This is a genomic window from Tessaracoccus sp. MC1756, from assembly GCF_014164735.1.
Classification (GTDB): domain Bacteria; phylum Actinomycetota; class Actinomycetes; order Propionibacteriales; family Propionibacteriaceae; genus Arachnia.
Map to the genome: position 1 here is coordinate 20,339 of NZ_JACJFZ010000003.1, position 14,781 is coordinate 35,119.

Annotated in this window: 13 protein-coding genes; 1 reads left to right on the forward strand and 12 read right to left on the reverse strand. The window is 67.7% G+C overall.

Annotated elements, in window-relative coordinates; translation table 11 throughout:
• From metK to H5393_RS09300, 12 genes are all read right to left on the reverse strand, one after another.
• The gene (gene metK, locus H5393_RS09245) at positions 1-1,188 is read right to left on the reverse strand and encodes a methionine adenosyltransferase (RefSeq protein WP_182766419.1); all 1,188 of its coding nucleotides are present in this window, start codon (positions 1,186-1,188) and stop codon (positions 1-3) included.
• Positions 1,189-1,272: 84 nt separating this feature from the next.
• Positions 1,273-1,617, reverse strand: coding sequence for a DNA-directed RNA polymerase subunit omega (gene rpoZ / locus H5393_RS09250; RefSeq protein WP_182766420.1), 345 nt, complete (start codon positions 1,615-1,617; stop codon positions 1,273-1,275).
• Positions 1,618-1,651: 34 nt separating this feature from the next.
• Positions 1,652-2,203 (reverse strand): guanylate kinase, encoded by a 552-nt coding sequence (gmk, locus tag H5393_RS09255; RefSeq protein WP_370585965.1) that lies wholly within the window; start codon positions 2,201-2,203, stop codon positions 1,652-1,654.
• A 21-nt stretch (positions 2,204-2,224) separates the two neighbouring features.
• Positions 2,225-2,536 (reverse strand): integration host factor, actinobacterial type, encoded by a 312-nt coding sequence (gene mihF / locus H5393_RS09260; RefSeq protein ID WP_182766421.1) that lies wholly within the window; start codon positions 2,534-2,536, stop codon positions 2,225-2,227.
• Positions 2,537-2,647: 111 nt separating this feature from the next.
• A complete protein-coding gene (gene pyrF, locus H5393_RS09265) occupies positions 2,648-3,460 on the reverse strand; it encodes an orotidine-5'-phosphate decarboxylase (RefSeq protein ID WP_182766422.1) in 813 nt (270 codons plus the stop codon).
• The gene (locus H5393_RS09270; RefSeq protein ID WP_255436438.1) at positions 3,457-4,527 is read right to left on the reverse strand and encodes a quinone-dependent dihydroorotate dehydrogenase; all 1,071 of its coding nucleotides are present in this window, start codon (positions 4,525-4,527) and stop codon (positions 3,457-3,459) included. The genes pyrF and H5393_RS09270 overlap by 4 nt, the downstream gene beginning before the upstream one ends.
• Positions 4,512-7,814 (reverse strand): carbamoyl-phosphate synthase large subunit, encoded by a 3,303-nt coding sequence (gene carB, locus H5393_RS09275; protein WP_182766423.1) that lies wholly within the window; start codon positions 7,812-7,814, stop codon positions 4,512-4,514. Before carB ends, H5393_RS09270 begins: the two co-directional genes overlap by 16 nt.
• Positions 7,814-8,941 (reverse strand): glutamine-hydrolyzing carbamoyl-phosphate synthase small subunit, encoded by a 1,128-nt coding sequence (gene carA, locus H5393_RS09280; protein WP_182764683.1) that lies wholly within the window; start codon positions 8,939-8,941, stop codon positions 7,814-7,816. Before carA ends, carB begins: the two co-directional genes overlap by 1 nt.
• Positions 8,942-8,960: 19 nt before the next feature.
• Positions 8,961-9,389, reverse strand: coding sequence for a transcription antitermination factor NusB (nusB, locus tag H5393_RS09285; protein ID WP_076058947.1), 429 nt, complete (start codon positions 9,387-9,389; stop codon positions 8,961-8,963).
• On the reverse strand, positions 9,390-9,953 hold the full coding sequence (gene efp / locus H5393_RS09290) for an elongation factor P (RefSeq protein WP_076058949.1): 564 nt from the start codon (positions 9,951-9,953) through the stop codon (positions 9,390-9,392).
• Positions 9,954-10,058: 105 nt separating this feature from the next.
• Positions 10,059-10,997 carry a hypothetical protein gene (locus tag H5393_RS09295; protein ID WP_182766424.1) on the reverse strand — a complete coding sequence of 313 codons (939 nt, stop codon included), beginning with the start codon at positions 10,995-10,997 and terminating at the stop codon, positions 10,059-10,061.
• Positions 10,994-11,632: a hypothetical protein gene (locus H5393_RS09300; RefSeq protein WP_076058954.1), complete on the reverse strand. Its 639-nt coding sequence runs from the start codon at positions 11,630-11,632 to the stop codon at positions 10,994-10,996. The genes H5393_RS09295 and H5393_RS09300 overlap by 4 nt, the downstream gene beginning before the upstream one ends.
• Positions 11,633-11,832: 200 nt before the next feature.
• Between H5393_RS09300 and H5393_RS09305 the strand changes: the two genes are divergently transcribed.
• The gene (locus H5393_RS09305; RefSeq protein WP_182766425.1) at positions 11,833-14,769 is read left to right on the forward strand and encodes an ExeM/NucH family extracellular endonuclease; all 2,937 of its coding nucleotides are present in this window, start codon (positions 11,833-11,835) and stop codon (positions 14,767-14,769) included.
• The last annotated feature ends 12 nt before the right edge of the window (positions 14,770-14,781 follow it).

Here is a 14,781-nt window from a genome sequence, read left to right on the forward strand (position 1 = left end):
TCATCCCTTGACAGCAGCCGCCAGTGCGTCGACCCGGTCGGTGCGCTCCCAGGTGGCCGACGGGATGTTGCGGCCGAAGTGGCCGTAGACCGTCACGTCGGAGTAGATGGGCCGCAGCAGGTCGAGGTCGCGGATGATGGCTCCGGGACGCAGGTCGAACGTGGCCAGCACCGCATTGCGGATCTGCTCCTCGGGCACCACGTTGGTGCCGAAGGTGTCCAGGTAGAAGCCCACCGGGTGCGCCTTGCCGATGGCGTAGGCCACCTGCACCTCACAGCGCTCAGCCAGGCCGGCCGCAACCACGTTCTTGGCCACCCACCGTGTGGCGTACGCCGCGGAGCGGTCCACCTTCGAGGGGTCCTTGCCGGAGAACGCGCCGCCGCCGTGGCGGGCCATGCCTCCATAGGTGTCGACGATGATCTTGCGGCCGGTGACACCCGCGTCGCCCATGGGGCCGCCGATGACGAACTTGCCGGTGGGGTTGATGAACACCCGCTCAGGCATGCCGAAGCCGTAGCGCTCCAGGACGGGGCCGATCACTTCGCGGCGCAGGTCCTTGTGGATGTGCGGCTGCGTGACCTCTGCGCTGTGCTGCGTGCTCACCACGACGGTGTCGATGCCCTCGGGACGCCCGTCGTCGCCGTAGCGGACGGTGACCTGTGTCTTGCCGTCCGGGCGCAGGTACTCGAGCGTGCCGTCCTTGCGGACCGCCGTCAGTTGCTCGGCCAACCGGTGTGCCAGGTCCACCGGCAGCGGCATGAGCGCCTCGGTCTCGTTGCAGGCGAATCCGAACATGAGCCCCTGGTCGCCGGCGCCCTGGGCACTGGCGATGTCGCCGTCCGCGTCGACCCGACGCTCATAGGCGTCGTCGACGCCCTGGGCGATGTCCGGGGACTGGGCGCCGATGGCGACGGTCACGCCGCAGGAGGCGCCGTCGAAGCCCTTGTTGGACGAGTCGTAGCCGATCTCGAGGATGCGCTTGCGGGCAAGGTTGGCGACATCGACGTAGCCGGAGGTGGAGACCTCACCGGCCACGACGACCAGGCCGGTGGTCACGAGGGTCTCAACAGCGACCCGCGACTCCTTGTCCTGGGCGAGGAGGCCGTCGAGCACGGCATCGGAGATGGAATCAGCGATCTTGTCCGGATGGCCTTCAGTGACCGACTCCGAGGTGAACAGACGGCTCATGGCAGAGCACTCCTAGCGCGGCAACAAGCCGCATAGTGGAAGAAGGGGTTGTCGTGGCGGCGATAAGCCGCCCCCTTGGGTGCGTCAGGAAGACGCGACTTCGGTGTCCGCGAAGGGATCAACGAAGGAGAACGCGGGATCCGCAGTGGCCGCAGCGGCTGCTGCCTCTTCTGCCTCGGGATCGATCTGGGTGTACTGCAGGAGACCTTCGCTCATCTCGCGCAGCGCGATGGACAGCGGCTTCTCCTCAGGAGCAGCGGAAACCAGCGGGCCGACGTTCTCGAGCAGGCCCTCGCCCAGCTGCGAGAAGTAGGCATTGATCTGCCGAGCGCGCTTCGACGCGAACAGCACAAGCCGGTACTTCGAGTCGACGTTCTTCAGCAGGTCGTCGATCGGCGGGTTGGTGATGCCTTCGGGCACGGTGTTCAAGGTGATCCTTTCACGTTGTGATCACAGAGACAGGTCACAAGCTCATTAAGCTTACCAAAGCGGCGACCGTTTCATCGAGCGCGACATTGACGATCACGTGATCGGCCTCGTCGACCTGCGCCAGTTCGATCTTCGCCGTGTCCAGGCGGCGGGCCATCGTCTCCTCGTTCTCCGTGCCGCGGCCCCGGAGCCGGCTCACCAGTTCCTCCCACGACGGCGGGCTGAGGAAGATCAGCCGGGCTTCCGGCAGGTTCTGCTTCACCTGACGCGCGCCCTGCAGGTCGATCTCCAGGATCACGGGGCGTCCGGCCGCGACGGAGGCGAGCACGGGCTGACGGGGGGTCCCGTAGTAGTTGCCGTGGACCTCGGCCCATTCCAGCAACTCCCCCTGCGCGATCAGGTCCCTGAACTCGTCGATGCTGACGAAGTGATAGCTCTTGCCCTCCACCTCACCGGGACGCGCTGCGCGGGTGGTCATGGACACGGAATAGAAAGGTTCTGGGTGAAGCGACCGCAGCTTTGCGCAGACGGTGCCCTTGCCAACGGCGCTCGGGCCGGAGATCACCCACACGGGAGAAGAAGTCACCCGCCCGAGCTTACCGCCGCCTCACTTGAAGAGTTCAGTGAGGCGGACCACCTGGTGGCGGCCCAGCCCACGGATGCGACGATTGGGGGCGATCTGGAGGTTCTCCATGATCTCGCCGGCCCGGGTCACACCCACGCGCGGCATGGCGCGCAGCAGGTCCACCACCTTGATCCGTGACAGCGTCTCGTCGTCGACCGCCTTGTTCAGTGCATCGGTGAAGGAGAGGTCGCCGTTCTTGACCTGCTCCTTGAGGTTCGCGCGGGCACGGCGTGCCTCGGTGGCAGCCGCTCTGGCCGCCTCAAGCTGCGCGCTGCTCAACTGGGGAATTGCCATCGGAGTTCCCTTCAACCCTTCTTGGAAGCACCGGCGCCGGTGAACAGGTGCTCCCAGAAAGATACCGCCTCCGAGCGAAAAGTTCAGCCTTAGGGGTGGTTTTTGCCAGCATTAGTTGAGCAGGGAGGCAATCTCCGACTGCAGCGCGGTGGTCTTCTCCCGTAGCTTGTCGTGCCCGGAACCGATCACTCCCCGGCTCGCGGTGGGCAACACATGCTTCAGGCTTTGCCCGAACAATTCGGCGATTCCTGCAACCGTACCGCCCTGGGCGCCGATCCCGGGTACGAGGATGGACGCGTTGAAGTTGCTCAGGTCGCAGCCGGAGTCGCCATGCGTGCCCCCGACCACGAGGCCCACCGCGTGATCCGCGGAGGGGTTGAGCGCGGCGATCGTGTCCACCACGTGCTGGGCGACGGTGACGCCCCCGGTGGTGGCCAACTGCACCGGCGCACCCTCTGGGTTGGAGGTGCGGGCCAGCACGTAGAGCCCCTGTCCCCCGGTGACCGCCGCGTCGATCGCCAGCTGCAACGAGCCGACCCCGAGGTACGGCGACAGCGTGATGGCGTCTGCGCGGGTGGGTGCGTCGTCGCCCAGGAACGCGGTGGCGTAACCGCCCATCGAGGACCCGATGTCACCGCGCTTCACGTCGAGGATGCTCAGCGCGCCGGCCTGCCGGATGTCCTCAAGGACCCGCTCCAGGACGGCGACGCCCCTGGAGCCGAAGGCCTCGAAGAAGGCGGACTGGGGCTTGAACACGGCAACGATGTCGCCGATCCCCTCGACGATGCCCCGGGCGCAGCGTTCGAGCCCGTCGACGCTGTTGGGCAGGCCCCAGGCTGTCAGCACGGACGGCATCGGGTCGATGCCGACGCACAGGCGACCACGAGAAGCGGTGGCGGCGGTCAGTTTCTCGGCGTAGGTCATGACGCCTTCCTGTATTCCTGGATCCCGCGCACCAGCGCGGGGCCCTCGTAGATGAATCCGGTGTAGAGCTGCAGCAGCGACGCGCCCGCGTCGAACATCCGGCTGCCGTCAGCGGGGCTCATGATGCCGCCCACCCCCACCAGGGGCAGGTGCGTGGACGCCGCCAACTGCTCGACGAATGCCAGTGCCCTCGCGGTCAACGGCCGGCCGCTCAGCCCACCCGCCTCGCGGGCCAGGTGCTGGTCCGGAGGGGTGAGCCCGTGGCGCGACAGCGTGGTGTTGGTGGCGATGACGCCGGACACCGCCGAATGGTTGAGCACCGCGAGCGTCTCCGCCAGATCTGCGCCCTCGAGATCTGGGGCCAGCTTCACGAACACCGGCACGGGCCGGTGCCGGTTGAGACTCGCAGCCTGGTCTGTGAGCGCACCCAGCAGTTCTGCCAGTTGGTGCGCGGCCTGCAGGCTGCGCAGGCCGGGCGTGTTGGGGCTGGAGACGTTGACGGCGACATAGTCGGCGAAGGGCGCGAGCAGTCGCAAAGACGTGAGGTAGTCCGCCGTCGCGTCCTCCAGGGGTGTCACCTTGGACTTGCCGATGGAGATGCCCAGCGGGATGCCGACTGCGCAGTTGCCCCGTGCGATGCCCTTCGCGCGCAGGGTGGTGGCGAGGGCGGCCGCTCCCCTGTTGTTGAAGCCCATGCGGTTGACGATGCCCTCGGACCGGACGGCGCGGAACACCCGGGGCTTGGGATTGCCCGGCTGCGCCAGCGCGGTGACCGTGCCGAGTTCGGCGAAGCCGAAACCGAAACGTGCCCAGGCCTGGGCCGCGACCCCGTCCTTGTCGAGGCCGGCGGCCAGACCCACCCGGTTGGGGAAGCGGATGCCCGCCACCGTCACCGGGTCCGACACGCGGCCCCGGGCACCGCCCGGGACCTTGGCCAACACGTCGATCATGGCCTCGTGCACCCGCTCGGGATCTCCCCCGGCGGAGCGGAACAGGCCGGCCCGGAGGCCGTGGTATCCCGCCCGGAGCCCGCGGGTGACGAGGCCGACCATCAGGCCTGCGCCCATTCCTGCAGCGACCTCACGCCCACCTCGCCGCGCTGGAGCGCCTCGATCCCCTGCGTGGCCGCGGCCAGGCCGGGCACCGTCGTGATCGACGGCACGTCGGCCAGCACTGCGGCGGTGCGGATGAGGTAGCCGTCCTCGCGGGTGCTGGCACCCGACGCGGAGCCCTCCGGCGTGTTGAAGATCAGGTCGATCTCGCCGGACTTGATCATCTCGACGATAGACTTGGACTCCTCGCCCTCCTTCAACTCGGAGAGCTTGAGCACCACTTCGGCGGCCACACCGTTGCGGCGCAGCACCGAGGCGGTGCCCGCCGTGGCGAGGACGCGGAAGCCCAGGTCGACGAGGCGCTTGATGGGCCAGATGGCGTGGCGCTTGTCGCGGTCCGCGATGGAGACGAACAGCGTGCCCCCTGTGGGCAGCGGGCCGCCGCCGGCGTCCTGCGACTTGGCGAACGCGGTGCCGAAGTTGTCCGACAGACCCATCACTTCACCGGTGGAGCGCATCTCCGGCCCCAGCAGCGTGTCGACGAAGGCACCGGCGGTGGTGCGGAACCGGTTGAACGGCATCACGGCCTCCTTGACCGCGACCGGCGCGTTCGGACGCGGCGTCGAGCCGTCGCCCTCGGCGCGCAGCATGCCGCTGGCGCGCAGGTCTGCGATGCTGCGGCCCATCATGATCAGCGCCGCGGCCTTGGCCAGTGAGGTGTTCGTGGCCTTGGACACGAACGGCACCGTGCGGGAGGCGCGCGGGTTGGCCTCGAGCACGTAGAGCGTGTCGCTGTGCACGGCGTACTGGATGTTGAGCAGGCCGAGCACGCCCACGCCCTGCGCGATGGCCAGCGTGGAGGTGCGGATCTCCTCGATGACGGCGTCGCCCAGGGTGATGGGTGGCAGTGCGCACGCGGAGTCGCCGGAGTGGATGCCGGCCTCCTCGATGTGCTCCATGACGCCGCCGATGTACAGCTCGTTGCCGTCGTACAGTGCGTCGACGTCGATCTCCACGGCGTCGTCCAGGAAGCGGTCGACGAGCACCGGCTGGTCCTCGCTCACCTCCGTGGCCTTGGCGATGTAGGTCTCGAGGGCCTCGTCGTTGTAGACGATCTGCATGCCGCGCCCACCCAGCACGTAGCTGGGGCGCACGAGCACCGGGTAGCCGATCTCCGCGGCGATGGCCTTGGCCTCATCCGCGGTGACGGCCATGCCGTGCTTCGGCGCGGGGAGGCCGGCGCGGGCGAGCACCCGCCCGAAGGCGCCGCGCTCCTCGGCCAGGTTGATGGCCTCCGGCGAGGTACCGACGATGGGCACGCCCGCGTCCTTGAGGATCTGGGCGAGCTTCAGCGGTGTCTGGCCGCCCAGCTGGCAGATGACGCCGGCGACGGGGCCGGCCTGTAGCTCGGCGTGGTAGATCTCGAGCACGTCCTCAGCGGTGAGCGGCTCGAAGTAGAGCCGGTCCGAGGTGTCGTAGTCGGTGGAGACGGTCTCGGGGTTGCAGTTGACCATCACGGTCTCGTACCCGGCCTCGCGCAACGCCATGGTGGCGTGCACGCAGGAGTAGTCGAACTCGATGCCCTGGCCGATGCGGTTGGGGCCGGAGCCCAGGATGAGCACGGCCTCCTTGGTGCGGGTGGGCACCTCCGTCTCCTCGTCATAGGTCGAGTAGAGGTACGGCGTGCTGGCCTCGAACTCCGCGGCGCAGGTGTCCACCGCCTTGTACACCGGGCGGATGCCCAGCGCGTGCCGGACGCCCCGCACCACGTCGGTGGTGAGGTTGCGCAGCTTGGCGATCTGGGCGTCGCTCAGCCCGTGGCGCTTGGCCTTCCGGAGCAGTTCCGGGGTGAGCTGGTCCCTGTCGCGCACCTGGCGGGCCACGTCGAGGAGGATCTCGAGCTGGTCGAGGAACCAGGGGTCGATCTTGGTGGCTTCGAAGACCTGTTCGACGCTCGCCCCCGCGCGCAGGGCCTTCATGACCACCTGGAGCCGGCCGTCGAACGGCCGCGACGCGGTCTCGAGAAGTTCCTCGACGCTCTCGTGGATGGGCATGTTGAACTCGAAGGGGGCCTTCGGGTCCTCCATGGAACGCAGGGCCTTGCCCAGCGCCTCGGTGAAGTTGCGGCCGATGCCCATCGCCTCGCCCACAGACTTCATGTGGGTGGTCAGGAACGGGTCCGCCGCGGGGAACTTCTCGAAGGCGAACCGCGGGATCTTGACGATCACGTAGTCCAGCGTGGGTTCGAAGCTCGCCGGGGTCACCTTCGTGATGTCGTTGGGGATCTCGTCGAGCGTGTAGCCCACGGCGACCTTGGCGGCGATCTTCGCGATCGGGAAGCCGGTGGCCTTGGAGGCCAGCGCCGACGAGCGCGACACCCGCGGGTTCATCTCGATGACGATCATGCGGCCGTCGTCCGGGTTGACGGCGAACTGGATGTTGCAGCCTCCGGTGTCGACACCGACGGCGCGGATGACGCCGATGGCGACGTCGCGCATGCGCTGGAACTCGCGGTCCGTCAGCGTCATGGCGGGCGCCACCGTGATGGAGTCGCCGGTGTGCACGCCCATGGGGTCGAAGTTCTCGATGGAGCAGATGATGACGACGTTGTCCGCCTTGTCACGCATCACCTCCAGCTCGTACTCCTTCCAGCCGAGGATGGATTCCTCGATGAGGACCTCCGTGGAGGGCGAGGCTGCCAGGCCGGCGCCGGCGATGTTGCGCAGTTCTGCCTCATCGTGCGCGAAGCCGGAGCCTACGCCACCCATGGTGAACGACGGGCGCACGACGACCGGGTACCCCAGGTTCTCGGCGGCCGCGACGACCTCCACCATGGTGTGGCAGATGTGCGACTTGGCCACCTCCGGCGGCCCGCCGGGGATGTCCAGGTCGAGGCAGATCTTCTTGAACTGCTCGCGGTCCTCACCGCGCTGGATGGCGTCGATGGACGCGCCGATCAGCTCCACGCCGTACTTCTCGAGCACACCGTTGTCGTGCAGGGCGACGGCGGCGTTGAGCGCCGTCTGGCCGCCGAGGGTGGCGAGCACCGCGTCGGGGCGTTCCTTCGCGATCACCCGCTCGACGAACTCAGGCGTGATGGGCTCGACGTAGGTGGCGTCGGCGAAGTCCGGGTCCGTCATGATCGTGGCCGGGTTCGAGTTGACCAGGACCACGCGGTAGCCCTCTTCGCGGAGGACACGGCAGGCCTGGGTGCCGGAGTAGTCGAATTCGCAGGCCTGACCGATCACGATGGGGCCCGAGCCGATCACCAGGATCGACGAGATGTCTGTGCGACGCGGCATCAGGCGTCCTTTCCGGCCGAGATGACCGACACGAACCGGTCGAAGAGGTAGTTGGCGTCGTGGGGGCCGGCAGCGGCCTCCGGGTGGAACTGCACGGAGAAGGCCACGAGGTCCCCGTCGCGGCGGAGTTCGAGACCCTCGACGACGTCGTCGTTGAGGCACTTGTGGCTGACGCTCACCTGGCCGAACTCGGTGTCGACGGTTCCCTCCAGGGGCGCGTCCACGGCGAAGCCGTGGTTGTGCGACGTGACCTCGATGCGGCCGGTCGTGCGGTCGACCACCGGCTGGTTGATGCCGCGGTGACCGAACTTGAGCTTGTAGGTGTCGAAGCCGAGCGCGCGGCCGAAGAGCTGGTTGCCGAAGCAGATGCCGAAGAACGGCACCTTGGCCTCCAGCACTTCGCGCAGCAGCGCCGTCGGGGCCTCAGCCGTGGACGGGTCGCCGGGTCCGTTGCTGAAGAACACGCCGTCCGGTGCGTAGCTCATCACCTCGTCGAAGGTGGCGTGGGCGGGCACCACGTGCACGTCCAGGCCGCGGGCGGCCAGCTGCGCGGGAGTCATCGACTTGATGCCGAGGTCCACCGCGACGATCGAGTACAACCTGTCGCCCTTGGCCTCCACCGTGTACGGCATCTGGGTGGTCACGTCCCCGACGAGGTCCTGACCCGCCATCATCGGCTGGTCCAGCACGCGCGCGAGCAGTTCGTCCACGTTGTCGGTCTCCGTGGAGATGCCCACGCGCATGGCGCCGCGGTCACGGATGTGGCGGGTGAGGGCACGGGTGTCGATATCGCAGATCCCGACGATCCCCTGCTCGCGCAGTTCGTCGTCGAGGCTCCTGGCGGAGCGCCAGTTGGAGGGACGGGGCGCGGGGTCGCGCACGATGTAACCGGCCACCCAGATGCGGCCGGATTCGCCATCCTCGTCGTTCCACCCGGTGTTGCCGATGTGGGGGGCGGTGGCCAGCACCACCTGCCCGCGGTAGCTGGGGTCTGTCAGGGTCTCCTGATATCCGGACATGCCGGTGGAGAACACCAGCTCGCCGAACGTCTCGCCATTGGCGCCGAAAGATCGGCCACGAAACACGCGCCCATCCTCCAAGACCAACAATGCGGGAACGGGACTCATGCGTTACCTCTTTCGGAGATCAGTTCGTGTTTGGCTTCGCGCCGGCGGCCTTGGCCAATAGGCCATTGAGGAACGCCGGTGATTCATCGGTGGACAGATCTCCCGCGAGGCGGACCGCCTCGGAGATGACTGCGCCTGGAGGGGTGTCGGTGTAGTCGAGTTCGAAGATCGCCATGCGGGCGAGGTTGCGGTCGACTGACGGCATGCGGTCCAGCGGCCACGCGGCGGAGGCGGCAGCGGAGATCCGGTCGTCGATCTCGTCGAGGTGCTCAGCCACACCGAAGACGATTTCGCGCGTCAGTTCGCGGACGACGCCGCCAGACAGCGTTCGCTGCTCGGTGAAGGTCTCGCTCAGAGAATCGCCGCGCTGCTCCGCCATGAACAGGATGTCGAGAGCAGCTTTGCGGGCCTTGGTCTGCGCGCTGTAGTGGGAGGGGCGCTCAGACATTTAGCTGGAAACGCGTCCGAGGTAGGAGCCGTCGCGGGTGTCGACCTTGACCTTCTCACCGTTGGTGATGAAGAGGGGCACCTGGATCTGCTTGCCGGTCTCCAGCGTGGCGGGCTTGGTGCCACCGGTGGAGCGGTCGCCCTGCAGGCCCGGCTCGGTGTAGGTGACGATGAGCTCCACGGAGGTGGGCAGTTCGATGAACAGTGGAGCGCCCTCGTGGGTGGCGACGAACGCGTTGGTGTTCTCGAGCAGGTAGTCCTTGGCGTCGCCGACGGTCTCCGCGGGGACGTGGAGCTGGTCGAAGGTGGCGATGTCCATGAACACGTAGTCGTCGCCGTCCATGTAGAGGTACTGCATCTCCGAGCGGTCCACCGTCGCGGTCTCCACCTTGGTGTCGGCGTTGAAGGTGCGATCGACGATCTTGCCGCTCAGCACGTGCTTCAGCTTGGACCGCACGACCGTGTTCCCCTTGCCGGGCTTGTGGTGCTGGAACCACTGCACCTGCCACAGCTGGCCATCGAGATCGAGGACCATTCCGTTCTTCAAATCGTTGGTCGAGACCATGTCTGTTCTCCTCAGTGGATCGGGGGCTGCGGCCAACGGAGCATTCTACGCCGATCGAGCCCCAACTCAGAAAAATCCGTCCACACTCCGTGTCGCGCGGGGCCCTCAGGCACCCGCCTCCTCGCGGAGAATGGCGACGACGGCGTCGCGCGTCAGGTCGAAATGGCTGCGGCCCTGCGCGTCGAGGGAACGCCGGCCGTAGTAGCCCGCGGGACCGTCGTGGCCCATGGGGCCGATCGTGTGGAAGCTGACGCGCCCCTCCCGCTTGGCCCGGTTCCACGTCGACAGGGGTGAGGTGGGCCAGCGTCCGGGGAAGGCGACGGTGCCCAGGTGGTGGGTGTGGTCGCGGGTGCCGGTGAGGTGCCAGAGGTGCCGCATCCTGTCCAGGCCGGGGTCGTCGCCGAAGATGCCCCCGATGCTGATCAGCGAGACGGGCACCTTGAGCGCGTGCAGGAACCACCCGGCGCCCAGTGCCATCTGCACACCGCCCGAGAGACCCATCAAGGTGACGGGGGTGCCGCTGCCGGGCCGGTATCCGTGACGCTGCAGGGCGCGCCAGAGCTCCTGCGCCAGCCCGATGTTGAACGTGGGTCCGTACCGCGGGTCTGCGGAGACCAGCACCTGGGCGATGTTGCGGATGTTGATGAGGTTGTGGATGGGGTTCCAGTGCCAGTGCTCACGGGTCCAGCCGAGCACCTTCCACAGGCCCATAGTGGTCCGGTGCAGCAGCCCCCGGTTGTCGACGGCGTACGGGAACACCTCGGAGATGATGCAGGCGCCCGGCACCTCTTCGGCGACCGCGGCCAGCCAGGCGTCCTCGCGGTCCGAGAGAGTGTCGCCGCTCAGCACGGCCACCCCGGACAGGTAGACGACGAACGCCGTTGGCCCGGTGCCGGCGGCCTGGGGCGGTGGGCGCATGGGGTCGAAGGTGGCGGCGATCTCCGCCTGACCCTTGTCGGCCCACCAGCGCAGCGACTCCAGGGGCGACAGCAGCACGAACGCCGCCACCATGAGTGCCGCCCCGCCCAGGACCCAGCTGATCACGCCTGCGCCTCCCGCCGCGTCCGGTCCAGCACCGGCATGGCAGGCATCCCGGCGAGGATGTCACGGGAGGTCACGACGGTGGGCCGGCCGGTTGCGAGCGTCCAGACCCTGGAGCCCACCCAGTTGACCGGGCGCTGCAGGAGCCGCGACAGCAGTTGCATCACGAACCAGCCCGAGAGGGAGAACCCCAGCGCCCACCAGCGCCCGATGTCGAAGACCTCGGCCAGGCCGAACCAGAGGATGAGGAAACTCCAGCCCTGCAGGACGCGGCCGAAGAACATGCCGAAGTGCGGCATGGCCTGGATGAAGGCGAAAGCCAGTGGTGCCACCGACAGCAGGCCCACGAGGACCAGCGGCATCAGCGGCGCGGCGCGGCGCAGCCCCAGCGAGGTGACGCCCCAGGTAACGGCCGCCTGGATGATGTGGAGGGTGGCCAACGACACGATGTTCAGCAACAGCGTGCTGACCAGGCGCAGCCCGTGGATGCGGTTGAGCAGCAGGATGGCGGTGTGGCCGAGCATCGTGGAGGCGCCCGCGATCAGGGCCACTCCGAGGGCCGCCCAGAGGCCCACCTGTGCGAGGTGGCTGCTGTCCAGCCGCAGGGCCGCTCCCAGCGCTTGCCACACCTCTGACATGTGAATGAGCTTACGGCAGCGGATCGGCGGCCTCCCAGGGCCACCCGATGGGAGGGAGACGAACTTCCGGGTACCAGGGGATGAACTTCGTCTAAACGATCCGCAGGGGTGAGCAAATCCTTGACAACATCCCTCTAGGGTGAGGGCCACTGTCGCCTCAATTCCGCGGCGACGTCGTTTCTTCACTAGGAGTCCGATCCATGCGCAAGCACCTCACCGTGCTGGCTGCGACAGCGGCATTGCTCGCCGCATCATTCGTCGCTGCGCCGGCACAGGCGGTACCAGCAGATCACCTCGTCATCAACGAGGTCTACGCCCGCGGCGGTAGCGCCAACCAGCCGTTCAACAAGAAGTTCGTCGAGCTGTACAACCCGACCGCCCAGGCCATCGACCTGACGGGCTGGAAGCTCGGCTACAGCTCGGCCACCACTGCCGGCGTCGGCAGTACCTGTGGTCTCTCGGGCACAGTCGCCCCCGGCGGGTTCTTCGTCGTGGGCACGGGCACCAACAACGCCACCGTCGGCGCAGACGTCTCCGTGCAGCTCGACTGCGGCATCACCCCCAGCGGCACCAACGGTGCGATCACCCTCCTGAACGGCGACGTCGAGATCGACATCGTCGGTTACGGCACGGCGGTCCGCAACGAGACCGCCGCGGCCGTCTACACCGGTGTAAACTCCACCCCAGGCTCCATCACCCGCACCGGCGCATCCGACACGGACAACAACGCCGAGGACTTCGATTTCACCGAGACACCCACCCCGGGTTCGGACTCCTCCATCACAGGCGGCGGGACCCCCACCCCCACGCCGACGGAGACCACAACGGTCCCGACCGAGCCCACCGTGACCCCGATCGCTGAGATCCAGGGCCCGGGCGCGGCCACTCCCCTGTCCGGCCAGACCGTGACCACCACTGGCGTCGTCACGGCGGCGTATCCCACCGGCAACTTCCGCGGTGCCTACATCCAGACCCCGGGCTCCGGTGGGGCGCCCAAGGCACCCGGCGATGCTTCTGATGGCATCTTCGTCTTCGGCGACGCCGCAGCCAACGCGACGATCGGCGAGTGCTACACCGTGACCGGTACCGCCGGTGAGCACTTCACCCTGACCCAACTCGCGAACCCCACGCTCACCCCCGCTGCCGACTGCGCCGCGGTCATCCCCACGGCGCTGACCACCTTCCCCGGCACCGACGCCGCGAAGGAAGCCTACGAAGGCATGCTCGTGCTGCCCACCGGCGGCTACACCATCACCAACAACTACGACCTGAACCGCTACGGCCAGATCGGCCTCGCCTACGGTGACGAGCCGCTGTTCACCGCCACCGACGTGGTCCGTCCCGGCCCTGAGGCCCTCGCCTACGAAGCCGAGAACCTCACGAAGCTGATCACGCTCGACGACGGCTCCAGCTGGGACTACACCAGCAACGCCGCAGCCAAGAACTCGCCGTTGCCGTACCTGAGCGCGGCCACGCCGATGCGCACCGGCTCCCCGGTGACGTTCACGGAGCCGGTCATCCTCGACTACCGCTTCCAGTGGAACTTCCAGCCCACCAGCCAGGTCACGGGCGCAGACGTCTCCTTCATCACCAGCGTGAACGACCGCCCGGCCGACGCGCCCGTGGTGGGCGGCGACATCCAGCTCGCCTCGTTCAACGTGCTGAACTACTTCGATGACCTCGGCGTCAACGAGGCCAACTGCAAGTACTACAGCGACCGCGAGGGCAACCCCGTGGGCACCAACAACTGCCAGGTGCGCGGTGCCTACTCCGAATCGGCGTTCGCCGACCAGGAGGCCAAGATCGTCACGGCCATCAACAAGCTCGACGCCGATGTCGTGGGCCTCCAGGAGATCGAGAACAGCGCCGCCATCACCTACCTGGCCGGCCAGCCCCGCGACAAGGCGCTCTCCACCCTGGTGGCCGCGCTCAACGCAGCCGGCGGCAATTGGGCCTTCGCGCCCAGCCCGACGGTGGCAACCCCGAACGAGGACGTCATCCGCACGGCCTTCATCTACAACCCCGACACCGTCCAGCTCGCCGGCCCGTCCTACATCCTGCTCGACCCGGCGTTCGCTGACGCCCGCAACCCGCTGGCCCAGGAGTTCCAGGTCAAGGGCAGCAGCACCACGTTCGTCGCGATCGTGAACCACTTCAAGTCGAAGGGTTCCGGTGAAGACGATGGCACCGGCCAGGGCAACGCCAACCCCTCCCGCGAGGCTCAGGCCAAGGCCCTCAGCACCTGGGCGAACACCTTCGAGGCTTTCGCCGACAAGCCCGTGTTCCTGATGGGCGACTTCAACGCGTACACGATGGAGACCCCGGTCCAATTCATCGAGGACGCCGGCTTCACCAACCTGACGCAGGGCGGCCTCACCGAGGACGCGACGTACCAGTTCAGCGGCCGGCTCGGTTCGCTGGACCACGTGTTCGCCAATGACGCGGCCCTGGCCCTCGTCACCGATGCGGCGGTCTGGAACATCAACGGCGATGAGTCGATCGCGTTCCAATACTCGCGCCGCAACTACAACATCACCGATTTCCACGCCGTCGACGAGTTCGCGTCGTCGGACCACGACCCCGTCGTGGTGGGCATCGACGTGAACTGGCCGTCTACGCCGAGCCCGACTCCGTCGGCCTCGCCTTCACCGTCGGTGACCCCCGGCACGCCGGGTACGACCCCTCCGGTCACCAAGTTCACGCCGAAGGCGCCGTACACGCTGCCCGGACTGCACCACGTCAACGGACGCCAGTGGCTGACGACCTGTGAGGTCTACTCGCAGACCCAGCGGTGCCGTACCGAGATCTGGGCCACGGTGGTCAAGGTCGAGAACGGCCGGTTCGTCCGCGAGAGCGGGTGGGCGTTCAACAACCTCACCTACCTGCCCTACATGACCCGCGCGGCGTGGGCAGCCAACCCACTCGGCTTCTCGAACGAGTGGACCGCCGTCGATGGCCGCAAGTGGCGCACGGAGTGCGACACGGCTGCCACTGGCAGCAACGGCTGCCGCAGTTACGCCCTGGTCACCGTCTACCGCGCCGTTGCGGCGGAAAAGGGCGGCGGATGGGTGTTCAGCCAGAGCAACGACTGGGTGTTCAACAACATCGTCATGTTCGGTGGCCCCGGGCTGCGTTGAGCCCTGAGCCAA